At 57.3% G+C, this 25,884-nt stretch carries 26 protein-coding genes and 1 pseudogene; 11 read left to right on the top strand and 16 right to left on the bottom strand.

From position 1 onward, the window contains the following. Window positions 1-37 precede the first annotated feature (37 nt). Window positions 38-673 carry a phosphatidylglycerophosphatase C gene (gene yfhb, locus ABLU50_RS05025; protein ID WP_017900418.1) on the bottom strand — a complete coding sequence of 212 codons (636 nt, stop codon included), beginning with the start codon at window positions 671-673 and terminating at the stop codon, window positions 38-40. 211 nt (window positions 674-884) lie between these two features. On the opposite strand from yfhb, the gene ABLU50_RS05020 reads away from it, so the two are divergent. After that, complete coding sequence (locus ABLU50_RS05020; RefSeq protein ID WP_004201837.1) at window positions 885-1,733, top strand: MurR/RpiR family transcriptional regulator; 849 nt, start codon at window positions 885-887, stop codon at window positions 1,731-1,733. A gap of 56 nt (window positions 1,734-1,789) precedes the next feature. Beyond that, on the top strand, window positions 1,790-2,050 hold the full coding sequence (locus ABLU50_RS05015; RefSeq protein WP_004144350.1) for a YfhL family 4Fe-4S dicluster ferredoxin: 261 nt from the start codon (window positions 1,790-1,792) through the stop codon (window positions 2,048-2,050). A 12-nt stretch (window positions 2,051-2,062) separates the two neighbouring features. Here the strand turns inward: ABLU50_RS05015 and acpS are convergent, their stop codons facing one another. The 11 genes from acpS to rpoE all read right to left on the bottom strand — a co-directional run bounded on the left by acpS (window position 2,063) and on the right by rpoE (window position 11,432). Further along, window positions 2,063-2,443: a holo-ACP synthase gene (gene acpS / locus ABLU50_RS05010; RefSeq protein ID WP_004201835.1), complete on the bottom strand. Its 381-nt coding sequence runs from the start codon at window positions 2,441-2,443 to the stop codon at window positions 2,063-2,065. Further along, window positions 2,443-3,174: a pyridoxine 5'-phosphate synthase gene (pdxJ, locus tag ABLU50_RS05005; RefSeq protein ID WP_004201834.1), complete on the bottom strand. Its 732-nt coding sequence runs from the start codon at window positions 3,172-3,174 to the stop codon at window positions 2,443-2,445. Before pdxJ ends, acpS begins: the two co-directional genes overlap by 1 nt. 11 nt (window positions 3,175-3,185) lie before the next feature. Continuing rightward, complete coding sequence (gene recO, locus ABLU50_RS05000) at window positions 3,186-3,923, bottom strand: DNA repair protein RecO (RefSeq protein WP_064183412.1); 738 nt, start codon at window positions 3,921-3,923, stop codon at window positions 3,186-3,188. Window positions 3,924-3,934: 11 nt separating this feature from the next. Continuing rightward, a complete protein-coding gene (gene era / locus ABLU50_RS04995) occupies window positions 3,935-4,840 on the bottom strand; it encodes a GTPase Era (protein ID WP_017900415.1) in 906 nt (301 codons plus the stop codon). Continuing rightward, window positions 4,837-5,517, bottom strand: a complete 681-nt coding sequence (rnc, locus tag ABLU50_RS04990) for a ribonuclease III (protein WP_002914065.1) — start codon at window positions 5,515-5,517, stop codon at window positions 4,837-4,839. The genes era and rnc overlap by 4 nt, the downstream gene beginning before the upstream one ends. Before the next feature lie 249 nt (window positions 5,518-5,766). Beyond that, the gene (gene lepB / locus ABLU50_RS04985) at window positions 5,767-6,741 is read right to left on the bottom strand and encodes a signal peptidase I (RefSeq protein ID WP_004201827.1); all 975 of its coding nucleotides are present in this window, start codon (window positions 6,739-6,741) and stop codon (window positions 5,767-5,769) included. 15 nt (window positions 6,742-6,756) lie between these two features. Beyond that, window positions 6,757-8,556, bottom strand: coding sequence for a translation elongation factor 4 (gene lepA, locus ABLU50_RS04980; RefSeq protein ID WP_004201823.1), 1,800 nt, complete (start codon window positions 8,554-8,556; stop codon window positions 6,757-6,759). A 185-nt stretch (window positions 8,557-8,741) separates the two neighbouring features. After that, the gene (rseC, locus tag ABLU50_RS04975; RefSeq protein ID WP_004201822.1) at window positions 8,742-9,221 is read right to left on the bottom strand and encodes a SoxR-reducing system protein RseC; all 480 of its coding nucleotides are present in this window, start codon (window positions 9,219-9,221) and stop codon (window positions 8,742-8,744) included. Continuing rightward, complete coding sequence (gene rseB, locus ABLU50_RS04970; RefSeq protein ID WP_004201821.1) at window positions 9,218-10,174, bottom strand: sigma-E factor regulatory protein RseB; 957 nt, start codon at window positions 10,172-10,174, stop codon at window positions 9,218-9,220. The genes rseC and rseB overlap by 4 nt, the downstream gene beginning before the upstream one ends. Beyond that, window positions 10,174-10,824: an anti-sigma-E factor RseA gene (gene rseA / locus ABLU50_RS04965; RefSeq protein WP_004201820.1), complete on the bottom strand. Its 651-nt coding sequence runs from the start codon at window positions 10,822-10,824 to the stop codon at window positions 10,174-10,176. Before rseA ends, rseB begins: the two co-directional genes overlap by 1 nt. A gap of 32 nt (window positions 10,825-10,856) precedes the next feature. Then, window positions 10,857-11,432 (bottom strand): RNA polymerase sigma factor RpoE, encoded by a 576-nt coding sequence (rpoE, locus tag ABLU50_RS04960; protein WP_002914074.1) that lies wholly within the window; start codon window positions 11,430-11,432, stop codon window positions 10,857-10,859. 420 nt (window positions 11,433-11,852) lie between these two features. Here rpoE and nadB point away from each other — a divergent pair, with 420 nt between their 5' ends. Continuing rightward, on the top strand, window positions 11,853-13,472 hold the full coding sequence (gene nadB / locus ABLU50_RS04955) for an L-aspartate oxidase (RefSeq protein WP_004201819.1): 1,620 nt from the start codon (window positions 11,853-11,855) through the stop codon (window positions 13,470-13,472). Here the strand turns inward: nadB and ABLU50_RS04950 are convergent. Continuing rightward, window positions 13,457-14,194 carry a tRNA1(Val) (adenine(37)-N6)-methyltransferase gene (locus ABLU50_RS04950; protein WP_017900411.1) on the bottom strand — a complete coding sequence of 246 codons (738 nt, stop codon included), beginning with the start codon at window positions 14,192-14,194 and terminating at the stop codon, window positions 13,457-13,459. The two genes, nadB and ABLU50_RS04950, sit on opposite strands and share 16 nt — an antisense overlap. Window positions 14,195-14,325: 131 nt before the next feature. Here ABLU50_RS04950 and srmB point away from each other — a divergent pair, with 131 nt between their 5' ends. Continuing rightward, window positions 14,326-15,657 carry an ATP-dependent RNA helicase SrmB gene (srmB, locus tag ABLU50_RS04945; RefSeq protein WP_004201817.1) on the top strand — a complete coding sequence of 444 codons (1,332 nt, stop codon included), beginning with the start codon at window positions 14,326-14,328 and terminating at the stop codon, window positions 15,655-15,657. 44 nt (window positions 15,658-15,701) lie between these two features. Here the strand turns inward: srmB and grcA are convergent, their stop codons facing one another. After that, the gene (gene grcA / locus ABLU50_RS04940) at window positions 15,702-16,085 is read right to left on the bottom strand and encodes an autonomous glycyl radical cofactor GrcA (RefSeq protein WP_002914084.1); all 384 of its coding nucleotides are present in this window, start codon (window positions 16,083-16,085) and stop codon (window positions 15,702-15,704) included. Window positions 16,086-16,396: 311 nt separating this feature from the next. On the opposite strand from grcA, the gene ung reads away from it, so the two are divergent. Continuing rightward, entirely contained in the window at window positions 16,397-17,086 is a 690-nt protein-coding gene (gene ung / locus ABLU50_RS04935) for a uracil-DNA glycosylase (protein WP_004201816.1), read from the top strand. A gap of 56 nt (window positions 17,087-17,142) precedes the next feature. On the opposite strand, the gene ABLU50_RS04930 is transcribed toward ung, so the two are convergent. Then, a complete protein-coding gene (locus ABLU50_RS04930; protein ID WP_087832025.1) occupies window positions 17,143-18,228 on the bottom strand; it encodes a tRNA/rRNA methyltransferase in 1,086 nt (361 codons plus the stop codon). A gap of 203 nt (window positions 18,229-18,431) precedes the next feature. On the opposite strand from ABLU50_RS04930, the gene trxC reads away from it, so the two are divergent. The 5 genes from trxC to ABLU50_RS04905 all read left to right on the top strand — a co-directional run bounded on the left by trxC (window position 18,432) and on the right by ABLU50_RS04905 (window position 24,152). Next, window positions 18,432-18,857, top strand: coding sequence for a thioredoxin TrxC (gene trxC / locus ABLU50_RS04925; protein WP_002914091.1), 426 nt, complete (start codon window positions 18,432-18,434; stop codon window positions 18,855-18,857). Window positions 18,858-18,926: 69 nt separating this feature from the next. Continuing rightward, the gene (tapT, locus tag ABLU50_RS04920) at window positions 18,927-19,625 is read left to right on the top strand and encodes a tRNA-uridine aminocarboxypropyltransferase (RefSeq protein ID WP_087832024.1); all 699 of its coding nucleotides are present in this window, start codon (window positions 18,927-18,929) and stop codon (window positions 19,623-19,625) included. 34 nt (window positions 19,626-19,659) lie between these two features. Then, the gene (gene pat, locus ABLU50_RS04915; RefSeq protein WP_023318891.1) at window positions 19,660-22,311 is read left to right on the top strand and encodes a protein lysine acetyltransferase; all 2,652 of its coding nucleotides are present in this window, start codon (window positions 19,660-19,662) and stop codon (window positions 22,309-22,311) included. Window positions 22,312-22,431: 120 nt separating this feature from the next. Next, a complete protein-coding gene (gene pssA, locus ABLU50_RS04910; protein ID WP_004201812.1) occupies window positions 22,432-23,787 on the top strand; it encodes a CDP-diacylglycerol--serine O-phosphatidyltransferase in 1,356 nt (451 codons plus the stop codon). Window positions 23,788-23,828: 41 nt separating this feature from the next. After that, window positions 23,829-24,152 (top strand): YfiM family lipoprotein, encoded by a 324-nt coding sequence (locus ABLU50_RS04905; RefSeq protein ID WP_004201811.1) that lies wholly within the window; start codon window positions 23,829-23,831, stop codon window positions 24,150-24,152. Window positions 24,153-24,155: 3 nt separating this feature from the next. Here the strand turns inward: ABLU50_RS04905 and ABLU50_RS04900 are convergent, their stop codons facing one another. Next, window positions 24,156-25,454 carry an MFS transporter gene (locus ABLU50_RS04900; protein ID WP_004201810.1) on the bottom strand — a complete coding sequence of 433 codons (1,299 nt, stop codon included), beginning with the start codon at window positions 25,452-25,454 and terminating at the stop codon, window positions 24,156-24,158. A gap of 179 nt (window positions 25,455-25,633) precedes the next feature. Between ABLU50_RS04900 and ABLU50_RS04895 the strand changes: the two are divergent. Next, window positions 25,634-25,884 (top strand): annotated as a pseudogene (locus ABLU50_RS04895) (hypothetical protein); the annotation flags it as partial.

Raw genomic sequence — 25,884 nt, 5'->3', positions numbered from 1 at the left:
GGGCGCATTATACATGGGAGCTATCAATTACACACTATTACTCCAGCTGCTGCAGCTCTCCCTGCGGGGTGACCCGCCAGCGATGCTGGCAAAAGCCGAGCAACGGGTTATCCTGCTCACTGTCGCTATAGCCGCTATACAGCTGCAGCGGTGCGCCAATCTTTTTCTCCAGCTGCACCACCTTTTCATGGCCCAGGCAGCGCAGGGTCAATACCCAGCCGCCCCAGCGGCGCGCGGTGCGGCTGGCTATCAGATTCACCCGCGGCAGCCAGAGGGTATCGCGATAGACCTGTTCCACCAGCGACTGCGGCGAGCCGGTGATCAACCAGACGTCGGCATCGGTACTGGTCAGGTAGGCCGTCAGCCGCGCATGAACCACGGGAAACGCTGTCACATGATGACGAAACCAGCCGACAAACTCCGCTTCCAGCCGCTTCAGTACCGCCTCGCGACGGCCAAAGGTTGACGCCCATAGCAGGAGGCTCATCGGCCAGCGCGCCGCCCGCCCGCACACCGCCAGCCCGGCAAGGATCGCCGGCCCCATCGCCACCACCAGCAGCAGGTTCAGCGGCAGATGGCGCAGCAGGTAGCGCAGAAAACTGCCGAACATATCCTGTTGATGCAAGGTTCCGTCCAGATCGAAAAACACCACTCTCCGTTCACTGTGCTGCAAACTGCCCCCTTCTCTCAGGATTCGCTTCTCGTTAGGGTAAGCTTAACAGTCTTATGCCATGAAGAGGGAAAACATCCCTGCCGTTAAGGAAGAATTAAATTAGCAGGCGAAGGAAAAATTGTGGCTTATGAATTTTTAATTCGTGGTATACCCCTTATAATCGAATAAAAATTCTTTCAGTCACGAGCCGGACGGCTCCAGCGGAGCTCCAATGAACTGTTTAACGCGTATTCGTCAGCGCTATCCCACCCTGGCGGCGAGCGACAAAAAGTTGGCCGATTTTATTCTGAGCCAACCCGATGACACCCGGCACCTCAGCTCGCAGCAGCTGGCGGCGGAAGCCGGGGTGAGTCAGTCCAGCGTGGTTAAATTTGCCCAAAAACTGGGGTTCAAAGGCTTTCCGGCGCTGAAGCTGGCGCTGAGTGAAGCGCTGGCCAGCAGCCCGGATCCGCACTCCGTCCCGGTACATAACCACATTCGCGGTGACGACCCGCTGCGTCTGGTGGGCGAGAAACTCATCAAAGACAATGTCGCCGCCATGCATGCCTCGCTGGACGTCAACACTGAAGAGACGCTGCGGGAAGCCGTCACGCTGCTGCGCAACGCCCGGCGGGTGATCGTCACCGGGATTGGCGCGTCCGGCCTGGTGGCGCGTAACTTTAGCTGGAAGCTGATGAAGATCGGCGTCAACGCTGTCTCTGAGCAGGATATGCACGCCCTGCTGGCGACGGTGCAGGCCATGTCCAGCGACGATCTGCTGCTGGCGATCTCTTACTCCGGCGAGCGTCGGGAGATCAATATGGCGGCCGGTGAAGCGCTGCGCGTCGGCTGTAAGATCCTGGCGATCACCGGCTTTAGCCCTAACGCCCTGCAGCAGCAGGCGACCCACTGCCTGTATACTATCGCCGAAGAGCAGGCGACGCGCAGCGCGGCCATCTCCTCCACCAGCGCGCAAATGATGCTCACCGACCTGCTGTTTATGGGGCTGGTGCAGCAGGATCTGGAGCGGGCGCCGGAGCGCATTCGCCATAGCGAAGCGCTGGTGAAAAAGCTGGTCTGAGCAGAAAATGGGCGTATAATGCCCGCCCTGTTTGTGTTGTTTCTGAGATTTTCCTGATGGCGCTGTTAATTACCAAAAAATGCATCAACTGCGATATGTGCGAGCCGGAGTGCCCCAATGAGGCCATTTCGATGGGTGACAGCATTTATGAAATTAACAGCGACCGCTGCACCGAATGCGTGGGCCATTACGATACGCCCACCTGCCAGAAGGTGTGCCCGATCCCGAATACTATTCTGAAAGATCCGGCACACGTCGAGAGTGAAGAACAGCTGTGGGATAAATTCGTCCTGATGCACCACGCAGATAAAATTTAACCGCCGTCGCGCTTAGCTTTCGACAATCACCGTGGCGCAGGCGTAATGGCGCTCATCGGCGAGCGTGACATGAATATGGCTCACCCCCAACCGTTCCGCCAGCCGTTGCGCCTCACCCCATAGCCGCAGCTTCGGCTTGCCCAGCTCATCGTTGTAAACTTCGAACTGATTAAAGGCCAGCCCGTTGCGGATCCCGGTCCCCAGCGCTTTCGCCGCCGCTTCCTTGACCGCAAAGCGTTTCGCCAGGAAACGCACCGGCTGCTGATGCTGCTCCCAGATACTCCATTCATGGTCGCTCAGCACCCGGCGGGCAAGGCGATCGCCGCTGCGGGCGATCACCGCTTCGATGCGGGCGATCTCGACGATGTCGGTACCCAGCCCGAGAATGGCCATTAGCCGCGCGCTTCCAGCATCAGACGCTTCATTTCCGCGACCGCCTCTTTCAGGCCGCTCATCACCGCGCGGCCAATAATCGCGTGGCCGATATTCAGCTCATGCATTTCCGGCAGCGCAGCAATCGCTTTCACGTTGTGATAGGTCAGACCGTGGCCGGCATTGACCTTCAGGCCGAGGCTGGCGGCATAGGTGGCCGCTTTGGCAATACGTTCCAGCTCCTTCGCCTGCTCGGCGTCGGTTTTAGCATCGGCATAGCAGCCGGTGTGGATTTCGATATAGGGCGCGCCAACGTCCGCTGCCGCTTTGATCTGCGCTTCATCCGCATCGATAAACAGGGAGACCAGGATGCCGGCATCCGCCAGGCGTTGACAGGCATCACGCATCTTGTCGCGCTGGCCGGCGACGTCCAGCCCGCCTTCGGTGGTCACTTCCTGGCGCTTCTCCGGCACCAGGCAGCAGAAGTGCGGTTTGGTTTCGCAGGCGATCGTCAGCATCTCTTCGGTGACCGCCATTTCAAGATTCATGCGGGTGTGCAGCGTCTGGCGCAGGATACGCACATCGCGATCGGTGATATGGCGGCGGTCTTCGCGCAGATGCACGGTAATGCCGTCGGCGCCGGCCTGTTCGGCAATGAAAGCCGCCTGAACCGGATCCGGGTAGGCGGTGCCGCGGGCGTTACGCAAGGTCGCGATATGGTCAATATTGACCCCTAACAGTAATTCAGCCATGACAATCCTCGTTAATCATTCTTCGTATTATCCGCTCGCGCCTTTCGCGCGGGCATAAACTGGCGAAACAATTCCCGGCTCTTGAGCGGTTTGCCGCCGAGATAAGGCTTCAGGGCGATACGGGTAAAGCGCTTCGCGGCGCGCAGCGTATCAACATCAGGAAACTCGCGACTCGCCAACGCTTTCAAATGGTGCCCGGTAAACGTGTTGTTATCAATCACCAGGCTGGCAATAAAGCCTTTTTCTTCGCGATAGCGGTAGGTCATGGTATCGTCCACCGGCTCGCCGCTCCCGGCGCAGTGGAGAAAATCCACGCCATAGCCCAGGTGCCCGAGCAGTGCCAGCTCAAAGCGCCGTAGCGCAGGCTCCGGCGAGCCGCTGGTCCCAGCGAGCGCCTGAATGCAGTGCAAATAGTCAAAAAAGAGTTCGGAGAAGCGCGTTTCGTGCTCCAGCACACGGGAGATAAGCTCGTTAACGTAAAGACCGCTGTAGAGGGTGATGCCGCTGAGCGGCAGCGCCAGCGAGACAGCTTCCGCGCTGCGCAGGGTTTTGACTTCGCCGCGGCCGCCGAAGCGAACCAGCAAGGGGGTAAAGGGCTGTAAAGCGCCTTTAAGATTCGAGCGTTTGGAGCGTGCGCCCTTGGCAACCAGGCGCACGCGACCGGATTCTTCCGTGAAGACGTCCAGCATCAGGCTGGTTTCGCTCCACGGTCGGCTATGCAGGACAAAGGCGCGCTGCCATCCATCCACGTTGCGTTAACTCAGAGGTCGTCAACATAACCGAGACTGCGCAGGGCGCGCTCGTCATCGGCCCAGCCGGATTTCACTTTAACCCACAGCTCGAGGTGCACCGGCGCTTCAAACATCTCCTGCATGTCCTTACGCGCTTCGATACCGATGGTTTTGATTTTGGCGCCTTTGTTGCCAATCACCATCTTCTTCTGCCCTTCACGCTCGACGAGGATCAGGCCGTTGATGTCGTAACCGCCGCGCTCGTTGGTCACAAAACGTTCGATTTCCACGGTGACGGAGTACGGCAGCTCAGCGCCAAGGAAACGCATCAGTTTTTCACGGATGATTTCGGAGGCCATAAAGCGCTGGGAACGATCGGTAATATAATCTTCCGGGAAGTGATGGATCGCTTCCGGCAGATGCTTACGCACGATCGCCGCGATGGTGTCGACGTTGGTCCCCGTTTCCGCCGACATCGGCACGATATCAAGGAAGTTCATCTGGCTGGCGAGGAACTGCAGGTGCGGTAACAGATCCGCTTTTTCCTGCACGTTATCTACCTTGTTGACCGCGAGGATCACCGGCGCTTTCGCGTCGCGCAGCTTGTTGAGCACCATCTCGTCGTCCTGCGTCCAGCGGGTGCCTTCCACCACGAAGATGACCAGTTCAACATCGCCAATCGAGCTGCTGGCCGCTTTGTTCATCAGGCGGTTAATGGCGCGCTTCTCTTCCATATGCAGGCCCGGAGTATCGACGTAAATCGCCTGATACGGCCCTTCGGTATGGATGCCGACGATGCGGTGACGGGTGGTCTGCGCTTTACGGGAGGTGATCGAGATCTTCTGCCCAAGCAGCTTATTCAACAGCGTGGATTTGCCAACGTTTGGACGACCCACGATGGCGACAAACCCACAATAACTTTTTTCTTCGCTCATTCCAGCTCCAGCTTTTTCAGCGCCTGTTCGGCGGCAGCCTGCTCCGCCTTACGACGGCTGGAACCTGTGCCAACCACCGGTTCACTCAGGCCACTGACCTGGCAGTGGATAGTAAATTCCTGATCGTGCGCTTCGCCGCGCACCTGGACCACCAGGTAGGACGGCAGCGGCAGATGACGACCCTGCAGATACTCCTGCAGACGCGTCTTCGGATCCTTTTGCTTATCGCCCGGGCTGATTTCGTCCAGACGAGTCTGGTACCAGGAGAGAATTAAGCGTTCAACGTTCTGAATATCGCTGTCGAGGAAAACCCCGCCAATTAACGCTTCAACGGTGTCCGCGAGAATCGATTCGCGACGGAAACCGCCGCTTTTCAGTTCGCCCGGCCCGAGGCGTAAGCATTCGCCCAGCTCAAACTCGCGGGCGATTTCCGCCAGCGTGTTGCCGCGCACCAGCGTCGCGCGCATACGGCTCATGTCGCCTTCATCCACGCGAGGAAAGCGATGATACAGCGCGTTAGCGATCACGAAACTTAAAATGGAGTCGCCTAAAAATTCCAGGCGCTCATTATGTTTGCTGCTGGCACTGCGGTGAGTTAATGCCTGTTGCAACAGCTCCTGATGATGAAAAGTGTAGCCCAGCTTTCGTTGAAGCCGATTAATTACGATGGGGTTCATGCGTTACCAATAAATGAATGCGTCAAAGATGCAGCACACGAAACCGACCTGAGCATACGCTTCAAACAGGAAGTTGAAACAGACCAATACGCTTTCGTGTGCAGTGTCACCCGGCAGAGCGACAACCAAAAACTTCGGGGGGATATTCTATACGCAACGACACGGGATGTCGTTAGTTTGAATGGATTTAAATACTAAATAATTCACGCCGCTGCGATAACAGCAGCGGCGTGAATTCAGCAGATGAAATTAATGAATTCCACCAATGCGCGATAACCGCACACCGGTCGGCCATTCACCTTCCTGCTTTTCAAAACTCATCCAGATAGCGGTGGCTTTTCCGACCAGGTTTGCTTCCGGCACAAAGCCCCAGTAACGGCTGTCGGCGCTGTTATCCCGGTTGTCGCCCATCATGAAGTACTGACCCGGCGGCACAATCCAGGTGGCCAGCGGCAGACCGCTCTGATGGTAATACATGCCAGCCTGATCCTGAGCAATCGGCACCATCAGAATACGATGTGTGACGTCGCCCAACGTCTCCTGACGCTCGGTGAGGCGAATGCCGTCGGCTTTGGTTTCGCCCTTCGGCAGCTGCCAGAAACCGCTGCTCGCCTCGCCGCCGTTGCTGCGGGAGAAGGTCTGAACGAAATCGCTCGGCTCCACGTTGGAGTAAGTCACCGGCAGCGCGTTGCCGCAGGCCTGTCCGGAGCTACAGCCCGGCTGAATAGTGACCTGCTTGGCAATCGGATCGTAGGTGACCTTATCCCCCGGTAGCCCCACCGCGCGCTTGATGTAGTCCAGGCGCGGGTCTTCCGGATATTTAAACACCACGATGTCGCCGCGCTTCGGATGACCCGTCTCGATCAGCGTTTTCTGGTAGATAGGATCTTTAATGCCGTAGGCAAATTTCTCCACCAGGATGAAATCGCCAATCAGCAGAGTCGGCATCATCGAACCGGATGGGATCTGGAACGGCTCATAAATGAATGAACGTACCACCAGAACGATCGCCAGCACCGGGAAAACTGATGCGCCGGTTTCCAGCCAGCCCGGTTTCGGACCGACTTTCTTCAACGTCTTTTTGTCCAGTTGCTCGCCGGTCGCTGCCTGAGCAGCGGCCTGACGCTCACGACGTTTCGGTGCAAAAATAAACTTGTCCAGGCACCATAAAACGCCCGTCACCAGGGTTGCAATCACCAGGATCAGGGCAAACATGTTCGCCATGCCAACTCCTTAGGGTTATTTGCCGTCTTTACCAACGTGCAGAATGGCGAGGAACGCTTCCTGTGGCAGTTCAACGTTACCGACCTGCTTCATACGCTTCTTACCTTCTTTCTGCTTCTGCAGCAGCTTTTTCTTACGGCTGACGTCACCGCCGTAGCATTTCGCCAGCACGTTTTTACGCAGCTGTTTCACGGTAGAGCGCGCGATGATGTGGTTGCCGATGGCCGCCTGAATCGCGATGTCGAACTGCTGACGCGGAATAAGATCTTTCATCTTTTCCACCAGCTCGCGGCCGCGATACGGCGCGTTATCGTTGTGGGTGATCAGCGCCAGCGCATCGACGCGCTCGCCGTTGATCAGCACATCGACGCGTACCATGTTCGACGCCTGGAAGCGTTTGAAGTTGTAGTCCAGCGACGCATAGCCGCGGGAGGTAGACTTCAGACGGTCGAAGAAGTCGAGCACCACTTCCGCCATCGGGATTTCGTAGGTCAGCGCCACCTGTTTACCGTGGTAAACCATGTTGGTCTGCACACCACGTTTCTCCACGCACAGAGTGATCACGTTGCCGAGGAACTCCTGCGGCAGCAGCATGTGGCACTCGGCGATCGGCTCGCGCAGCTCCTGAATATTATTCAGCGGCGGCAGCTTGGACGGGCTGTCGACGTAGATAACTTCTTTGGAGGTGGTCTCCACTTCGTAAACTACCGTCGGCGCGGTGGTGATCAGGTCGAGATCGTATTCACGCTCCAGACGCTCCTGAATGATCTCCATGTGCAGCAGGCCGAGGAAGCCGCAACGGAAGCCGAAGCCCAGCGCGGTAGAACTTTCCGGCTCGTAGAACAGAGAGGCGTCGTTGAGGCTCAGTTTGCCCAGCGCGTCGCGGAAAGCTTCATAATCATCGGAGCTCACCGGGAACAGGCCGGCATACACCTGCGGTTTCACCTTCTTAAAGCCAGGCAGCGCTTTGTCTGCCGGGTTGCGGGCGGCGGTCAGGGTATCGCCCACCGGCGCGCCGAGGATGTCTTTGATCGCGCAGACCAGCCAGCCTACCTCGCCGCATTTCAGCTCGGTACGGTCAACCTGTTTCGGGGTAAAGATGCCCAGACGGTCGGCGTTATAGACCTGGCCGGTGCTCATGACCTTGATCTTATCGCCCTTGCGCATGGTGCCGTTTTTAATCCGCACCAGCGACACCACGCCGAGGTAGTTATCGAACCAGGAGTCGATAATCAGCGCCTGCAGCGGCGCGTCCGGATCGCCTTCCGGCGGCGGAATATCGCGCACCAGACGCTCCAGCACGTCGGTCACGCCGACGCCGGTTTTCGCCGAGCAGCGCACCGCATCGTGGGCATCGATCCCGACGATATCTTCAATCTCGTCCGCTACGCGCTCAGGGTCGGCCGCAGGCAGGTCGATCTTGTTGAGTACCGGAACGACCTCCAGGTCCATCTCCATGGCGGTGTAGCAGTTGGCCAGGGTCTGGGCTTCTACGCCCTGCCCGGCGTCAACCACCAGCAGCGCGCCTTCGCACGCGGCGAGGGAACGGGAGACTTCATAGGAGAAGTCCACGTGGCCCGGGGTGTCGATAAAGTTCAGCTGATAGGTCTCACCGTCGTTGGCCTTATAGTCCAGGGTGACGCTCTGCGCCTTGATGGTGATCCCGCGTTCGCGCTCAAGATCCATGGAATCCAGAACCTGGGCTTCCATTTCACGATCAGAAAGGCCACCGCAAATCTGGATGATACGGTCAGACAGCGTCGACTTACCGTGGTCGATGTGAGCGATGATCGAAAAGTTACGTATATTCTTCATATTTAGAGTTAATTATGCCTTACGAGTATCATGAGGCCGCTGTACTGTGCCTGACGTTTTTTAATCCGAAAACGCCGCATTCTACACTACATCCTTGAAACCAGGAAATGCTGTTAGATCCAGCATAACCGCAGAAATTGTGGCGTTGTAACAGGAAGGGTAAATACAGATAAGGGCCAGTGAAATCACTGACCCATGTCGGAGGAAGGCGTTTCGATACGCACCAGATCCGGCGGCAACGCGACGCTCAGGATCACCGGCTGCCACGACTGGCGCGCTGCCAGCTGCGGCGACAGACCGCGCGCCACCAGGAACCCGCCGACGCCGCCCAGCAGCGCGCCGCAAAGTGACGCGATATCGCTGGCAAACAGCACCTGGAAAATCGACGCCATCACAAACAGCCCCACCAGCGGCGCCATGTAGACCAACAGCGCCGAACCCAGCAGACTGCTCTCGGCGATCCCCAGCTCCACTTTTTGCCCCGCCGTCAACGGCTGCTCGCAGGGCACGCTGATGGTATGGCTGGTCTGCGGCCCCAGCTTGTTTAATACCCGGCTGCCGCAGCCGGCGCGGGAGGCGCAACTGCTGCAGGAGGCTTTAACGTCGCAGTGCACCTGCGCCACGCCGTTATGCCAGGAAACCACGGTGGCCCACTCTTTGATCATTGTACTGCCTTGAATTTAATGCTGTCTGAGATACGCTTCGCCGTCTGCGGCGGCAGTTCGCCCACCACGGTGATCTCCGCGTTATCGCGTACCGTCGTGCTGACGGTACGTCGGCCGGTGCGCAACAGCTGGTCGCTGCTGGCCGCGGTGGCGCGGTTGATATTGATCGAGAAGCTGAACAAACCGTCGGAATAGAGACGTGATTCTACCGGACCATCAAAGGTGGGTAGACGACGCTGGCTGCTGGAAACCTCAGTCATGCCCTGAGGGAGCCACGTCGGCGCCCAGTTGAAGTTGGCTTTGTCGCCCCCTTCAGGCACCGACAGCTGCGGCGGCAAATTCGCTTTTGCCAGCGTCTCCATGCTGGCGCTGACGTTATCGCCAACGTTGAAAGAGACGACCCGGAACTGCTCCAGCGTTTCACCGTCGCGGTCGAGTAAATCGACGCGCAGCGGCAGCTTAGTCTCAGCGTCCAGCCAGGCGATAAAGCTATAGCGCGTGCCGTCGCGAGCCACGACGCGGATCACGTCGCAGAGGCGGTCGGCGATACGGGTACGGCCCACGGAGATAAAATCATAGGCTGCGCTGAGACGTTTGAAATCGCTGTAAACCAACGACGGCAGCGAATCGACGATATAGTCGCCGTTCAGGGTGAACGGATCGAGGCCGGGTTCAAAATAGCTGATTTCCGTACCGCGCAGGACCACTTCCCGGCGCGGACCGTCCAGCTGCAGAAGCTGCGCCAGCGGTTGATTGTTCAGTCGCGCGTGACGATAGCGCAGCGACTCAACGCCTTGTTTGCTGATGCTGACGAACGAGAGCTCATAGTTGAGGGACTGGCTGGCCAGGTTCATCTGCTGCAACAACGCCCCGGACGATGTATCAGCCGAGGCGTTGACAGAGAACAACAGACTGCCTGCCATGAGCGACATGGCACACCAAAGTTGCTTCATTACTGCGATTGCGTTCCTAAAGTTTGATAACCCGGCACCTGGACTGCGGCCTGCTGAGTCTGGGCCTGGCCAAACTGAAGCTGCTCAGCGTGCAGGCGGCGCTGCAGTTCGTAGTCCTGCAGCATGGCGTTAATCCGCCGGCGCTGTTCCTGGACCTGAGCCTGCTGGCCGCTACCTGCTGATGCGTCAGCCGGTACGCCAAGACTTACCGGGCTCGCTTTGCCCATCATTGGCAGCGTATTGAACACCGGCGCCTCTGGCTGCTGAGCGGCATCAGACTGCCCATTATAGTGCTGGACGCCGACGATAACCGCAAGCGATACGCAGGCGGCAACGCCCATCTGGGTCAGTGAGCTGGCCCACGGACGCACTTTGTTCCAGAACGGCATCTGCCGCCACTGGTGTGGTGCGGGCTGAGATTCAGGAATAAGCGGCGCCGTCTGACGAACGGGCTCATTTTCAATGGCGGCCATCACCCGGGCGGAGATATCAAATTGCAGCACCTCTGCGGTATCGCCACGCAGCGTATCGCGGATAAGGTGGTAACTCTCCCAGGTTTTTTGCATCTCAGAAGAACGACTCAGCTCGTTGAGCAGTTCGTTATCCAGCGTTTCACCATCCATTAAAGCCGAAAGTTTTTCTTTCTGCATGCCTGATACCCTTTTCCAGTATTCCGCTATCGTCAACGCCTGATAAGCGGTTGAACTTTATTATCAATAGCTTCTCGCGCCCGGAAGATACGCGAACGCACCGTCCCAACCGGACAATCCATGATAGCGGCTATCTCTTCATAGCTCAGGCCATCCAACTCCCGTAACGTAATTGCCATGCGTAAATCTTCCGGGAGCGATTCAATGGTACGAAAAACTATTTGTCTCAGTTCTTCTGACAACATTAAGTTCTCAGGGTTCGAAATTTCTTTCAACGCTCCGCCGCTTTCGAAGTTTTCCGCCTCGTTGGCGTCAACATCGCTGGACGGCGGACGGCGTCCCTGAGCAACCAGATAATTCTTCGCCGTATTGACGGCGATACGGTATAACCAGGTGTAAAAAGCGCTATCTCCCCGGAAAGAGTCCAGCGCACGCCATGCCTTAACGAACGATTCCTGAACGACGTCAGCGATATCGCCCGGCGGTACATAGCGGGAAACCAGGCTCGCGACCTTATGCTGATAGCGCACTACCAGCAAATTAAACGCTTTCTGATCTCCTTTCTGGACCCGTTCAACAAGGACCTGATCCGTTAACTGCTCGCTCATCCGAGGTAATGTCTCCCCAAACCCAATTCCCATGCGTCTTCAAAACACCACCCAAAATCTGCATTATGAGCAAGCTGACTGTTGGAGTGTATGAAAACAATAAAGTTCCGTTACGCTTTTTGTTTTTTGTCTGGCAACGGCGGCAGATCGTTATCAATCATTATATGCCCTGGTTGCTAAACGATAGGTTAGTCAATAAGAAAAAGCGCAGGCCCGTCTGAAGGGTATCGTAACACGGCGTTTATTTCACTATAAAATCCAATGCTATCAACCTGCCACGCGTCTCATTTTCGCCGTGCTCCAGACCGTTTCCGCTCGCCTGCTGTTTAGCCGTCACAACGCCCGCCAAAAAAAATGTACGATTCCTCACGAGCTGGTGCTATTGTGAGCTAAATGTGTTTAGTAAATTAAACAAAGACAATGAATACCACTCCTGACTTCTCTTGTGATGTGTTGATTATCGGCAGCGGCGCTGCCGGCCTCTCCCTTGCGCTGCGCCTGGCAGAGCACAGTTCGGTGACCGTGCTGAGTAAAGGGCCGATCAGCGAAGGTTCCACGTTCTATGCCCAGGGCGGGATTGCCGCCGTTTTCGACGAGACGGACAGTATTGAATCCCATGTCGAAGATACCCTGATTGCCGGCGCAGGGTTATGCGATCGCCATGCGGTCACCTTCGTCGCCAGCAATGCCAGATCATGCGTCCAGTGGCTTATCGATCAGGGCGTATTGTTTGACACTCAGGTCCAGGCCAATGGCGAAGAGAGCTATCATCTCACGCGCGAAGGGGGCCACAGCCATCGGCGCATTCTCCACGCCGCCGACGCTACCGGCAAAGCGGTGGAGACGACGCTGGTCGATAAAGCCCTCGCCCACCCCAATATCCGCATCCTTGAGCGCAGCAATGCCGTCGACTTGATCGTATCGGATAAGATTGGCTTGCCAGGCACGCGCCGGGTGGTCGGGGCGTGGATCTGGAACCGCAATAAAGAGCGCGTGGAAACCTGCAGCGCGAAGGCGGTGGTGCTCGCCACCGGCGGAGCCGCCAAGGTTTATCAATACACCACTAACCCCGACGTCTCTTCCGGAGACGGTATCGCGATGGCCTGGCGGGCGGGCTGCCGGGTGGCAAATCTGGAATTTAATCAGTTTCACCCCACCGCGCTGTATCATCCGCAGGCGCGCAACTTCCTGCTTACCGAAGCGCTGCGCGGCGAAGGCGCCCACCTTAAACGCCCGGACGGTACCCGCTTTATGCCGGACTTTGACGAGCGCGGCGAGCTGGCCCCACGCGATATCGTCGCCCGCGCCATCGATCATGAGATGAAGCGCCTTGGCGTGGACTGTATGTTCCTTGATATCAGCCATAAACCCGAGGCGTTTGTTCGCCAGCACTTCCCGATGATTTACGAGAAGCTGCTCGGCCTGGGAATTGATTTAACCAAAGATCCGGTACCGGTCGTCCCTGCCGCACATTACACCTGCGGCGGCGTGATGGTGGATGATAATGGCCGCACCGACGTCGATGGGTTATACGCTATCGGCGAAGTCAGCTATACCGGGCTGCACGGCGCGAACCGTATGGCCTCGAACTCGCTGCTGGAGTGCCTGGTTTACGGCTGGTCCGCCGCGGAAGATATTGCCCGACGCCTGCCGCTGGCCCAGAAGGTTAGCACCCTGCCGGCGTGGGATGAAAGTCAGGTGGAGATCCCGGATGAACTGGTGGTTATCCAGCATAACTGGCACGAGCTGCGGCTGCTGATGTGGGATTACGTGGGGATTGTGCGCACCACCCGCAGGCTGGAGCGCGCCCTGCGGCGCATTACCATGCTGCAGCAGGAGCTGGATGAGTATTACGCCCGCTTCCGCGTCTCGAATAATCTGCTGGAGCTGCGCAATCTGGTGCAGGTGGCGGAGCTTATCGTACGCTGCGCGATGTTGCGCAAAGAGAGCCGCGGTCTGCATTACACCCTCGATTATCCGCAGTCGCTGCCGAACAGCGGCCCGTCGATACTGTCGCCCCTGGCTCACATAAAGAGATAAAAATCCTCGGTCAGAGCGGTAAAGCCTTCAGAATACTGCTGCTCTGGCCCGCGAATCGCCAGCCTGTCGCTGAAACACTCCCCCGCCGTCGGGGAGAAAGCCAGCAGCACCCGGTGCGGCGGCCGCAGCTCGGTCTCCGCCACGTCAGTGCGCAGTCGCAGGTGCCAGCCCATCGCGGTTGCCCGTTCGATAAACGCATTACCGATATCTACCGGCAGCACCACGCAAAAAAAGCCTTCTTCGGTGATATGTTCAGCGGCGCAGGTCAGCAGAGAAGCGTGATCGAGCGTAGTGGTATACCGCGCCTGCTCCCGCTGCGAGGTGGCGCAAGGCACCCCTTCCGCAAAAAAGGGCGGGTTACTGATTATCAGTTGATAGCGTCGGGTCTGCGGCGGCTGCCACTGATGAATATCGGCCTGACAGACCTCAACCCGCGCAGCCCATGGCGACGCGAGAGCATTTTCCTGCGCCTGGGCGGCGGCCTCTGCGTCCAGTTCAACCGCATCGACACATACATCATCGCCGGTACGCTGGGCGAGCATTAGCGCCAGCAGGCCGCTGCCCGCGCCAATATCCAGCACATGCTTCACCCCGGCAATCGGCGCCCAGGCACCGAGCAAAATGCCGTCGGTACCCACCTTCATCGCGCAACGATCGTGGGCGATAAAAAACTGTTTGAAGGTAAAACCATTGCGCGGCAGCGCAAACTTCGACTGAGACATCCTCAATAACCTTGCCGACAAAAACTCCTGAACGTAAGGCTATGCACAATACCGGAGAACAGATAGCCTTACAAACAGATGAACATTACGTCAGTAACGTCTATAATCGGCGGCCCACTCAGAGGTAGAACATGACTGTAACGACTTTTTCCGAACTTGAACTCGACGAAAACCTGCTGGAGGCCCTCCAGGATAAAGGTTTCACTCGCCCGACAGCCATTCAGGCCGCCGCTATTCCGCCTGCGCTCGATGGCCGTGACATCCTCGGTTCAGCGCCGACCGGCACTGGTAAAACGGCGGCGTATCTGCTGCCAGCGTTGCAGCACCTGCTCGATTTCCCGCGTAAGAAATCCGGCCCGCCGCGTATTCTTATCCTGACGCCGACCCGCGAGCTGGCGATGCAGGTGGCTGACCACGCCCGCGAGCTGGCAAAGCATACCCATCTGGATATCGCCACCATTACCGGCGGCGTAGCCTACATGAACCACGCGGAAGTGTTCAGCGAAAACCAGGACATCGTGGTCGCCACCACTGGTCGCCTGCTGCAGTATATAAAAGAAGAGAACTTCGACTGCCGCGCCGTCGAGACCCTAATCCTCGATGAAGCCGACCGCATGCTGGACATGGGCTTTGCGCAGGATATCGAAACCATCGCCGGTGAAACCCGCTGGCGCAAGCAGACCATGCTGTTCTCCGCGACGCTCGAAGGCGATGCGATCAAAGACTTCGCCGAACGTCTTCTGGAGGAGCCGGTTGAAGTTTCCGCTAACCCTTCGACTCGCGAGCGCAAGAAAATCCATCAATGGTACTACCGCGCTGACGATATCGAACATAAAACCAAACTGCTGGTGAATCTGCTGCAACAGCCGGAAGCTACCCGCGCTATCGTCTTTGTGCGCAAGCGCGAGCGCGTGCATGAGCTGGCCAACTGGCTGCGTGAAGCCGGGATTAACACCTGCTGGCTGGAAGGCGAGATGGTGCAGGCCAAGCGTAACGAAGCCATCAAGCGTCTGACCGATGGCCGCGTAAACGTGCTGATCGCTACCGACGTCGCCGCCCGCGGTATCGATATTCCGGACGTCAGCCACGTCTTTAACTTCGATATGCCGCGCACCGCCGACATCTATCTGCACCGTATCGGTCGTACCGGGCGTGCAGGTAAGAAAGGCACCGCGATTTCGCTGGTTGAAGCGCACGACCACCTGTTGCTGGGCAAGATCGGCCGCTACGTTGAAGAACCGCTGAAAGCTCGGGTGATTGATGAATTGCGACCAAAAACCCGCGCGCCAAGCGAGAAGCTGACCGGTAAACCATCGAAGAAAGTGCTGGCGAAACGCGCCGAGAAAAAAGAGAAAGAAAAAGAAAAGCCGCGGGTGAAAAAGCGCCACCGCGATACAAAAAATATCGGTAAGCGCCGGAAACCAAGCGCAGCCGGGACGCCATCAGCGCCCAACGAAGAGTAAAAAAACGCCGGGTTATCCCGGCGTTTTCACATCTGGCGTTAGCCTTACAGGCTTTCGGTAAAGGTACGAGCGATAACGTCGCGCTGCTGTTCCGGCGTCAGGGAGTTGAAGCGCACCGCGTAGCCAGAAACACGAATGGTCAGCTGCGGATATTTTTCCGGATGCTCAACCGCGTCCAGCAGAGTTTCACGACGCAGCACGTTAACGTTCAGGTGCTGACCGCCTTCCACGCGAACTTCTGGTTTCACGTCTACCGGGATTTCACGGTATTCGATTTCACCCAGTTTGCTGACCGCCACCACGTCATCTTCCGCAAAACCACCTTTGGCGCACAGGCAGCGCGCTTCGCCTTTTTCGCTATCCAGCAGCCAGAAAGAGTTCAGCAGGTCGTCGTTTGCCGCTTTAGTAATTTGGATACCAGTAATCATTTGATGCCTCCCAGGCAGTGTTTATTCGATTTTGGCCTCTTCGCGGCCAATTGGTAAAACCATTGTTGTATGAGTGTATATATATCAGCCGTACCCTCGGCATTCTTTGATGTAAATCAATAAAAACCACTCACTCTAAGTGGGTATGCAAGGATTTTATTGTTTTACATCAAGTTACGCCATGCGCCGCTATAAATAATTTTGTAAATTTTCAATTTTTTTTGCATGAAGGCTCGCGTTGAGCCGTGCCGATTTTGTTCTGTAGAAAGAAGCCGTTAAGCTATAGCAATGACCCTTTGCAGGAGAGCAAGATGACCACCCCTTTAACCTGGCATGACGTGCTGGCGGATGAAAAGCAACAACCCTATTTTCTCAATACTCTGAAGACCGTCGCCGAAGAGCGCCAGTCCGGGATCACCATCTATCCACCGCAAAAAGACGTCTTCAATGCGTTTCGCTTTACCGAACTGGGCGATGTCAAAGTCGTCATTCTCGGCCAGGACCCCTATCACGGCCCGGGGCAAGCCCACGGTCTGGCGTTCTCGGTTCGCCCGGGCGTCGCCATCCCGCCCTCGCTGCTAAATATGTACAAAGAGCTCGAGGCCACTATCCCTGGCTTTACCCGCCCTACCCATGGTTACCTGGAAAGCTGGGCGCGCCAGGGAGTGCTCCTGCTGAATACGGTCCTGACCGTCCGCGCCGGGCAGGCGCACTCGCATGCCAGTCTCGGCTGGGAGACGTTTACCGATAAGGTTATCGCGTTAATCAATGAGCATTGCGAGGGGGTGGTCTTCCTACTGTGGGGCTCCCATGCACAGAAGAAAGGCGCGATTATCGATCGCCAGCGCCACTGCGTGCTGAAGGCGCCGCACCCGTCACCGCTCTCTGCACATCGCGGCTTCTTTGGCAGCAACCATTTCGTGCAGACCAATCAGTGGCTGACCGAGCGCGGCGAAGCGCCGATTGACTGGATGCCGGTCCTTCCCGCCGAAAGCGAGTGATCGACAGCCATAAAAAAAGCCAGCATCAGCTGGCTTTTTTTATTCAGGGACAGGTATTACGCCTTGTTCTGACGCCACCACTCCGCCAGCAGAACGCCGGTCGCCACAGAGACGTTCAGGCTTTCGACATTGCCGGTACCATCGATGGCGACGCTGAGGTCCGCGCTGGAGATCGCTGCATCCGACAGGCCATCGCGCTCCTGACCTAACACCAGCACCATTTTTTTCGACAGCTCGGCTTTAAACAGCGGGGTACCATTATGGCTGGAGGTCGAGACAATCGCGTAGCCCGCCTGACGGAATTGATCAAGAGTATCGATGAAGCTGTCGCCGGTGATCGGCTCAACATGTTCCGCACCGCCTTCCGCCGTACGGATCGCCGCGCCGGACTCCAGCACGCCGGCATCCTGAACCACAACGCCCTTCACGCCGAAGTGCGCGCAGCTGCGCATGATCGCCCCGAGGTTGTGCGGGTTACCCACGTCTTCCAGCGCCAGAACGCAATCTTCTTCTGCGGCCTTCGCGACCCACTGGGCAACAGAGGTGCCGTGACGTTTTTTGATCAGGAAGCAGACGCCGCCGTGGTGATCGGTCCCGGAGGCTTTCGCCAGCTCGGCTTCATCAACCACATGATAGGCTTTACGGTTAGCCGCCATCCAGCGCAGCGCCTCTTTAAAACGCGGCGTCACGCTTTGGATAAACCAGGCGCGGACAATAGCTTCCGGGCGGCTCTGGAACAGGGCCTGACAGGCGTTTTCACCATACACGCGGGTCTCTTCCGCGCGCTGGCGACGCAGTACTTCCGGATCGATAAAGCTCTTCCCGCTGATCCCGCCGTGATCTTCTTTTACCGGCGTCTCATCGCCAGGGGCGCGGGAAACGGTACGCCACGGGGACGCATCGTCACGATGAAAATCATCGCGCTTGCGCTCATCACGCTTGCGGTCATCGCGTTTACGATCGTCACCGCGGCTGTTTCGTTCGTCACGCGCAGGGCGGCTGCGGCCGTCAACACGAGATTTTCCTGGACGACCTCCCCCTTTCCCGGTACGTGGGTTATGGGTGCGTTTGTCAGAATCATCATCACTGCGGACATACATCACTTTGACCTTGCCGCTTTTATTTTTCAGTTCGTCGCTCATCAATTTTCTCCACCTGCGCTGCGCGAAGCGCGCAGATTACCCGATGTGTCATCGCTTCGCCATGATTTCGTTTAAAAGCCGGCCTCTATTGCACTCATCGAACAAAACGCATTGTCCTTAAATAACACTTAATCGATAATATGTAACATCACAGAAACATATCGGCCACGTGCCACGTTGCAACCCATAACCAGAGGTTAGTTATGAATACCGTTTGTGCCAGTTGTCAGGCTCTGAACCGCCTCCCGGACGATCGTAGCGCGGATGGCGCAAAGTGCGGACGCTGCGGTCACGATCTTTTTGACGGCGACGTCATCAACGCGACCGGGGCAACGCTGGATAAACTCTTAAAGGACGATCTGCCGGTCGTTGTTGATTTCTGGGCGCCATGGTGCGGTCCCTGCCGTAGCTTCGCGCCGATCTTTGAAGACGTTGCGGAAGAGCGTAGCGGGAAGATGCGCTTTGTGAAAGTTAACACCGAAGCGGAACGTGAGCTTAGCGCACGGTTTCGTATCCGCAGCATCCCGACCATTATGATGTTCAAAAATGGCGAAGTGATCGACATGCTCAATGGCGCGGTGCCAAAAGCGCCATTTGATAGCTGGCTGAACGAAGCCGGACAGCAGTAATCCTTCCGGGGCACCGCTTGTGCCCCGTTTTAGCCTCTGCGACAATAGCGCTTTTCATTAGCGACTCCCATGACTGATAACGCTGTCCTTCGCCTGCGCGCCGAACGTCTCGCGCGAGCCACCCGCCCTTTCCTTGCGCGCGGCAATCGCATCCGCCGCTGCCAGCGCTGTCTGCTGCCGCTCAAGCAGTGTCTGTGCGCCACGTTAACGCCGGCGCAGGCCACCAGCCGCTTTTGCCTGGTGATGTTTGATACGGAGCCGATGAAGCCCAGCAACACCGGTCGGCTCATCGCCGATATTCTGCCGAATACCGAGGCTTATCAATGGTCGAGAACCGAGCCGCCGCAGGGGCTGCTTGATCTGGTCGCCCATCCCGATTACCAGCCGATGGTGGTGTTCCCCGCCTCCTACGCCGGGCCGGAGCGCCAGGTCCTGAGCGCGCCGCCGTCTGGCAAACCGCCGCTGTTTATCATGCTCGACGGCACCTGGACCGAAGCGCGTAAAATGTTCCGTAAGAGCCCTTATCTGGACGCGCTGCCGATAATCTCCGTCGATCTGTCCCGCATCTCAGCCTACCATCTGCGCGAGGCGCGCGCCGACGGACAATATTGTACCGCGGAAGTGGCCATCGCCCTGCTGGACCTGGCGGGCGATGCACCGGCCGCCGCAGCGCTTGGCGAACACTTCACCCGCTTCCGGACCCGTTACCTGGCGGGAAAAACCCAGCATAAGGGCAGTATCACAGCGGACCAGGTGGAAAACGTTTAAAATCATTCGGTCACTGGGATGAAAGGAGACCGGTATGAGCCAACGAGGCCTGGAAGCACTGCTGCGACCAAAGTCCATCGCCGTTATTGGCGCATCAATGAAACCGCAGCGCGCTGGCTATCTCATGATGCGCAACCTGCTAGCCGGTGGCTTCAATGGCCCGGTGCTGCCGGTGACCCCCGCCTGGAAGGCGGTGCTCGGGGTGCTGGCGTGGCCCACCATCGAGAGCCTGCCCTTTACGCCGGATCTGGCGGTACTCTGTACCAACGCGCGGCGTAATCTCGAGTTGCTTGAAGCCCTGGGGCAGAAAGGCTGCAAGACCTGCATCATTCTTTCTTCGCAGCCTGAGCAGTATCCGGCGCTGCTGGCGTGCGCCACCCGCCATCAGATGCGCCTGCTCGGCCCCAACAGTCTCGGCCTGCTGGCGCCGTGGCAAGGGTTGAACGCCAGCTTTTCGCCAGTGCCGATCCATCGCGGTAAACTGGCCTTTATCTCGCAATCGGCTGCCGTCTCCAACACCATCCTTGATTGGGCGCAACAGCGCGAGATGGGGTTTTCCTACTTCATCGCGCTGGGTGATAGTCTGGATATAGATGTCGATGACCTGCTGGACTTTCTGGCCCGCGACAGCAAAACCAGCGCCATTTTGCTCTACCTTGAGCATCTCAGCGACGCGCGCCGGTTTGTTTCCGCCGCGCGCAGCGCCTCGCGAAACAAGCCGATCCTGGTGATTAAAAGCGGCCGTAGTCCCGCGGCTCAGAAGCTGTTGCACGTCAACTCCGGGATGGATCCGGCATGGGATGCGGCCATCCAGCGTGCTGGTCTACTGCGGGTCCAGGATACCCATGAGCTCTTCTCCGCCGTAGAAACCCTGAGCCATATGCGCCCGCTGCGCGGTGAAAAACTGATGATCGTCAGCAACGGCGCGGCGCCGGCGGCGCTGGCGTTGGATGAGCTTTGGCTGCGTAACGGTAAGCTGGCGACCCTCAGCGAGGAGACGCGCGACGCCCTGCGCCAGGCGCTGCCGGGCGGCGTCGAGATCGCCAACCCACTGGATCTACGCGATGACGCCAGCAGCGAACATTATCAGCGGGCGGTGAATATTCTGCTTAACAGCCAGGACTATGACGCGCTGCTGGTGATCCACTCTCCCAGCGCCGCCGCGCCGGGCACCGAGAGCGCCCTGGCGCTGATCGACGCCCTGAAGCACCATCCGCGTGGCAAATATGTCACCGTGCTGACCAACTGGTGCGGCGAATTCTCCTCCCAGGAGGCGCGACGGCTGTTTAGCGATGCCGGCCTTCCCACCTACCGTACGCCGGAGGGGACCATCACCGCCTTTATGCATATGGTCGAGTACCGCCGTAACCAGAAACAGCTACGCGAGACCCCCGTGCTGCCGGACTCGTTAACCGCCAATACCAGCGAGGCGCATGCCCTGCTCCAGCAAGCGATCGATGACGGCGCCACCACGCTGGATACCCACGAGGTCAGCCCGGTACTCCGGGCCTACGGCATCCACACACTGCCAACCTGGATCGCCGCTGACAGCGCGGAAGCGGTGCATATTGCTGAGCAGATAGGCTATCCGGTTGCGTTGAAGCTGCGTTCCCCGGATATTCCGCACAAATCAGAAGTACAGGGGGTCATGTTGTATCTGCGTACCGCGGCAGAAGTGCAGCAGGCAGCGGATGCGATGATCGATCGCGTCAGGCTGGCCTGGCCCCGGGCGCGCATTCATGGCCTGCTGGTGCAGAGTATGGCCAATCGCGCCGGCGCCCAGGAGCTGAGAGTGGTGGTTGAGCACGATCCTCTCTTCGGCCCGTTGATTATGTTGGGCGAAGGCGGCGTGGAGTGGCGGGCCGAGGACCAGGCCGCCGTGGCGCTGCCGCCGCTGAATATGAACCTGGCGCGTTATCTGGTGATCCAGGCGATCAAAAATAAGAAGATCCGCGGCCGCAGCGCATTGCGACCGCTGGATATCGCGGGCTTAAGCCAGCTGCTGGTTCAGGTCTCGAACCTGATCGTCGACTGCCCGGAGATCCAGCGCCTGGATATTCATCCCCTGCTCGCCTCCGGCAACGAGTTTACGGCGCTGGATGTTACCCTTGGGCTTGCACCCTTCAGCGGCGACAGTGAAAGCCGTCTCGCTATTCGTCCCTATCCGCACCAGCTGGAGGAGTGGGTGGTGATGAAAAATGGCGATCGCTGTCTGTTCCGGCCGATCCTGCCGGAAGATGAACCGCAGCTGCTCGCGTTTATCGCCCAGGTCACCAAAGAAGATCTCTATTATCGCTATTTTAGTGAGATCAACGAATTTACCCATGACGACTTAGCCAATATGACCCAGATCGACTACGATCGAGAAATGGCGTTTGTCGCAGTCAGGACCACCGCGGAACAGAGCGAGATCCTTGGCGTGACGCGGGCGATCTCCGACCCTGATAATATTGATGCCGAGTTTGCTGTGCTGGTCCGTTCAGATTTGAAAGGGTTAGGCCTGGGCCGAAGGCTGCTGGAAAAGCTGATCGCCTATACGCAAAGCCATGGCCTGCAACGGCTGAATGGGATTACGATGCCGAATAACCGAGGCATGATCGGCCTCGCCAGAAAGCTGGGATTCACCGTTGATATTCAGCTGGAAGATGGGATTGTCAGTCTGTCGCTGCCCCTGAATCAGGGATAATCGCGCGACGCTGACCGCAATTGTTGACCACATTAGCGGGTAGTAATGGTATTATTGCCCGCTTACGTCGTCTGCATGGTACAGAAGACCCTTCAATAAACAGAGAAGAAACGCACTGTGATGTTGTCAAAATTTAAGCGTAATAAACATCAACAACACCTTGCCCAACTCCCTAAGCTTTCTCAGTCAGTTGATGATGTAGAGTTCTTTTACGCCCCTGCGGATTTCAGGGAAGCGTTACTGACCCGGATTGCCAACGCCACTCAGCGTATATGCATTATTGCGCTCTACCTGGAGCAAGATGATGGCGGAAAAGGAATTTTGCAGGCCCTGTATGACGCCAAGCGTCAGCGTCCGCAACTGGATGTTCGCGTCCTCGTGGACTGGCACCGCGCTCAACGTGGCCGTATCGGCGCCGCCGCCTCCAACACCAACGCCGACTGGTATTGCCGGATGGCCACTGAAAATCCGGGCGTAGAGATCCCCGTTTACGGCGTGCCGATTAACACCCGGGAGGCGCTCGGCGTTCTCCATTTCAAAGGCTTTATTATCGATGACTGCGTCCTCTACAGCGGCGCCAGCCTGAACGATGTTTATCTGCATCAGCATGATAAGTACCGCTATGATCGCTATCAGTGCATCCGAAACGGCAAAATGGCGGACGTCATGTTTGACTGGGTCGACAATAATCTGGTTCAGGGACGCGGTGTGAATCGTCTCGACAGACCGGATCGGCCAAAAAGTCCGGAAATCAAAAACGACATTCGCCAGTACCGTCAGGAGCTCCGCGACCGCAGCTACCATTTTGTCGGCACCGCCGGTGACGAAGAACTCTCCGTCACCCCGCTGGTAGGCCTGGGGAAATCCAGCCTGCTGAACAAAACTATCTTTCACCTGATGCCCTGTGCCGAGCACAAATTAACGATCTGCACCCCCTACTTCAACCTTCCTGCCGTGCTGGTAAGAAATATCATCCAGCTGCTACGCGACGGTAAACAGGTGGAGATTATTGTCGGCGATAAAACCGCTAACGATTTCTATATTCCCGAAGATCAGCCGTTTAAAATCATCGGCGCGCTTCCTTATCTGTATGAAATCAACCTGCGGCGTTTCCTCAGCCGGCTGCAGTATTATGTGAATACCGATCAGCTGATCGTACGCCTGTGGAAGGATGACGATAACAGCTACCACCTGAAAGGCATGTGGGTTGACGATGAGTGGATGCTGCTCACCGGCAACAACCTTAACCCGCGCGCCTGGCGACTCGATCTGGAAAATGCCATTCTGATCCACGATCCAAAGCAGCAGTTGGGGGCCATGCGGGAGAAAGAGCTGAAGCTCATCCGCACCCACACCACGGTGGTGAAACATTATCGGGATCTGCAAAGTATTGCCGACTACCCAGTGAAAGTGCGTAAACTGATCCGCCGACTGCGGCGGATCCGCATCGACCGGCTGATCAGCCGTATTCTCTGACAATCAGCCCCGCCTCGACGGGGCTTTTTTCTGGAAGCACTATGCGTACAATAATCGTGATTGCTTCGCTGATGTTAACGGGCTGCAGCCACATGGCAAATGATGCATGGTCCGGTCAGGACAAAGCCCAGCATTTTCTGGCCTCGGCGATGCTGTCTGCCGCGGGCAATGAATATGCGCAACATCAGGGTTACAGCCGGGACCGCAGCGCCGCTATCGGCCTGATGTTTTCTGTCAGCCTCGGCGCCTCAAAAGAGCTTTGGGACAGCCGCCCGGCAGGGAGCGGCTGGAGCTGGAAGGATTTCGCCTGGGATGTAGCCGGCGCGACCACCGGCTACGCTGTGTGGCAACTGGCGCACCAGTAGCGGCTAAAGACGCAGGCCTTTGCCCTTGCGATGCAGCATCAGGGAGACCAGGAAGGCGATGGCCGCCATCACCGTTACGTACCAGTAAAAAGCGTGCTCTATCCCCGCAGATTTAAGCGACAGCGCGACATACTCCGCCGAGCCGCCAAACAGGGCATTCGCGACGGCATAGGAAAGCCCTACCCCAAGCGCGCGAACCTGCGCCGGGAACATCTCGGCCTTCAGGATGCCGCTGATCGAGGTATAGAAACTGACAATCAGCAAGGCGCAGATCACCAGGCCGAAGGCAGCATAGGGGGAGCTCACTTTTTGCAAGGCGCTCAGGATAGGCACGGTAAATAATGTCGCCAGTACGCCAAAGCACAGCATGGAGGTACGGCGGCCTACTTTATCCGAAAAAGCGCCGAACAGCGGTTGAACCAGCATATAAACGAACAGCGCCGCAGTCATGATCACGCTGGCGGTGCTGGCCGTCATTCCCGCCGTGTTGACCAGATACTTTTGCATATAGGTAGTAAAGGTATAAAAGGTCAGCGATCCGGCGGCGGTAAAGCCCAACACCATCACGAAGGCCCGGCGATTACGCCACAACCCTTTAAATGAGCCAGCCTCTTTCAGCGCCCGGGTCTCCTGCTTCGAGGTTTCGTCCAGCTGGCGACGCAGCCACAGCGCGACGATGGCCAGTACTGCCCCGAGAGCAAAAGGAATACGCCATCCCCAGGCATGCAGATCTTCGTCGCTCAGCACCTGCTGGAGCGCCACGACCACTAATACCGCCAGTAGCTGTCCGCCAATTAACGTGACGTACTGGAAAGAGGCATAGAAGCCTTTCTTTCCTTCAATCGCCACTTCACTCATATAGGTCGCGCTGGTGCCATATTCTCCACCGACCGACAGCCCCTGGAACAGACGGGCCAACAGAAGCAACGCCGGAGCCCAGGTGCCGATGACTGCATAGCCCGGCAGGCAGGCAATTACCAGTGAACCAAAGCACATCATGCAGACCGAAATAAGCATGGAAGTTTTACGTCCGCGGCGGTCGGCGATCCGACCAAACAGCCAGCCACCGATAGGACGCATCAGAAATCCGGCGGCGAATACGCCTGCCGTTTGTAAAAGTTGAGTGGTGGTATTTCCGGATGGAAAGAAGATATGGGCAAAATAGAGCGAGCAGAATGAGTAGACGTAAAAATCAAACCACTCAACCAGATTTCCCGAGGAAGCGCCAACAATTGCCCAAATACGACGACGGGTGTCAGCCTGCTCCGGCGCGGCCCGTTCGGTAATGCTACTCTCTGTCATTGTTATATTGCTCCAGCAAAGACTGCAATCTGTCTTGTCGGGCGTACCACGTCACGCAGACAAATTAGTTAGTAAACTAAATGTTATATAATTGTTATATCTTTATATGTGATTGCATTCACATTTTTTTTCGTAAGCACGGTTTTCGCGATCAACGCCAGTGCAGGAGCAAGGAAAAAGTGGATTATGGCGAAGGGATTGCCACGACGGGGTTTTATGTTGCTTTGAATGAAGATGATGAACTGGATATGGTGGGGTTTTCGCCGGAGGCGGTGCTGCGCACCCCTGGCCGGGCTACCGGGGAGGCATGCCGGCACCCTCGCCGGATGACACAAACGCAAAAAAGCTCAGCCTTCCGACTGAGCTTTCTGCTTTATTTGATGCCTGGCAGTTCCCTACTCTCACATGGGGAGACCCCACACTACCATCG

It is taken from the genome of Klebsiella sp. GG_Kp173, assembly GCF_040062415.1.
GTDB classification, from domain to species: Bacteria; Pseudomonadota; Gammaproteobacteria; order Enterobacterales; family Enterobacteriaceae; genus Klebsiella; species Klebsiella quasipneumoniae.
Note: the sequence above shows the minus strand (reverse complement) of the source record. Positions and strands in the feature narration are given on the sequence as shown.

What these genes read in the sequence shown, in the direction of transcription:
- ABLU50_RS05020 (WP_004201837.1), top strand. Translation starts at nt 885, where the DNA reads ATGAACTGTTTAACGCGTATTCGTCAGCGCTATCCCACCCTGGCGGCG.
- ABLU50_RS05015 (WP_004144350.1), top strand. Translation starts at nt 1,790, where the DNA reads ATGGCGCTGTTAATTACCAAAAAATGCATCAACTGCGATATGTGCGAG.
- acpS (WP_004201835.1), bottom strand. Translation starts at nt 2,443, where the DNA reads ATGGCCATTCTCGGGCTGGGTACCGACATCGTCGAGATCGCCCGCATC.
- pdxJ (WP_004201834.1), bottom strand. Translation starts at nt 3,174, where the DNA reads ATGGCTGAATTACTGTTAGGGGTCAATATTGACCATATCGCGACCTTG.
- era (WP_017900415.1), bottom strand. Translation starts at nt 4,840, where the DNA reads ATGAGCGAAGAAAAAAGTTATTGTGGGTTTGTCGCCATCGTGGGTCGT.
- rnc (WP_002914065.1), bottom strand. Translation starts at nt 5,517, where the DNA reads ATGAACCCCATCGTAATTAATCGGCTTCAACGAAAGCTGGGCTACACT.
- lepB (WP_004201827.1), bottom strand. Translation starts at nt 6,741, where the DNA reads ATGGCGAACATGTTTGCCCTGATCCTGGTGATTGCAACCCTGGTGACG.
- lepA (WP_004201823.1), bottom strand. Translation starts at nt 8,556, where the DNA reads ATGAAGAATATACGTAACTTTTCGATCATCGCTCACATCGACCACGGT.
- rseC (WP_004201822.1), bottom strand. Translation starts at nt 9,221, where the DNA reads ATGATCAAAGAGTGGGCCACCGTGGTTTCCTGGCATAACGGCGTGGCG.
- rseB (WP_004201821.1), bottom strand. Translation starts at nt 10,174, where the DNA reads ATGAAGCAACTTTGGTGTGCCATGTCGCTCATGGCAGGCAGTCTGTTG.
- rseA (WP_004201820.1), bottom strand. Translation starts at nt 10,824, where the DNA reads ATGCAGAAAGAAAAACTTTCGGCTTTAATGGATGGTGAAACGCTGGAT.
- rpoE (WP_002914074.1), bottom strand. Translation starts at nt 11,432, where the DNA reads ATGAGCGAGCAGTTAACGGATCAGGTCCTTGTTGAACGGGTCCAGAAA.
- nadB (WP_004201819.1), top strand. Translation starts at nt 11,853, where the DNA reads ATGAATACCACTCCTGACTTCTCTTGTGATGTGTTGATTATCGGCAGC.
- ABLU50_RS04950 (WP_017900411.1), bottom strand. Translation starts at nt 14,194, where the DNA reads ATGTCTCAGTCGAAGTTTGCGCTGCCGCGCAATGGTTTTACCTTCAAA.
- srmB (WP_004201817.1), top strand. Translation starts at nt 14,326, where the DNA reads ATGACTGTAACGACTTTTTCCGAACTTGAACTCGACGAAAACCTGCTG.
- grcA (WP_002914084.1), bottom strand. Translation starts at nt 16,085, where the DNA reads ATGATTACTGGTATCCAAATTACTAAAGCGGCAAACGACGACCTGCTG.
- ung (WP_004201816.1), top strand. Translation starts at nt 16,397, where the DNA reads ATGACCACCCCTTTAACCTGGCATGACGTGCTGGCGGATGAAAAGCAA.
- ABLU50_RS04930 (WP_087832025.1), bottom strand. Translation starts at nt 18,228, where the DNA reads ATGAGCGACGAACTGAAAAATAAAAGCGGCAAGGTCAAAGTGATGTAT.
- trxC (WP_002914091.1), top strand. Translation starts at nt 18,432, where the DNA reads ATGAATACCGTTTGTGCCAGTTGTCAGGCTCTGAACCGCCTCCCGGAC.
- tapT (WP_087832024.1), top strand. Translation starts at nt 18,927, where the DNA reads ATGACTGATAACGCTGTCCTTCGCCTGCGCGCCGAACGTCTCGCGCGA.
- pat (WP_023318891.1), top strand. Translation starts at nt 19,660, where the DNA reads ATGAGCCAACGAGGCCTGGAAGCACTGCTGCGACCAAAGTCCATCGCC.
- pssA (WP_004201812.1), top strand. Translation starts at nt 22,432, where the DNA reads ATGTTGTCAAAATTTAAGCGTAATAAACATCAACAACACCTTGCCCAA.
- ABLU50_RS04905 (WP_004201811.1), top strand. Translation starts at nt 23,829, where the DNA reads ATGCGTACAATAATCGTGATTGCTTCGCTGATGTTAACGGGCTGCAGC.
- ABLU50_RS04900 (WP_004201810.1), bottom strand. Translation starts at nt 25,454, where the DNA reads ATGACAGAGAGTAGCATTACCGAACGGGCCGCGCCGGAGCAGGCTGAC.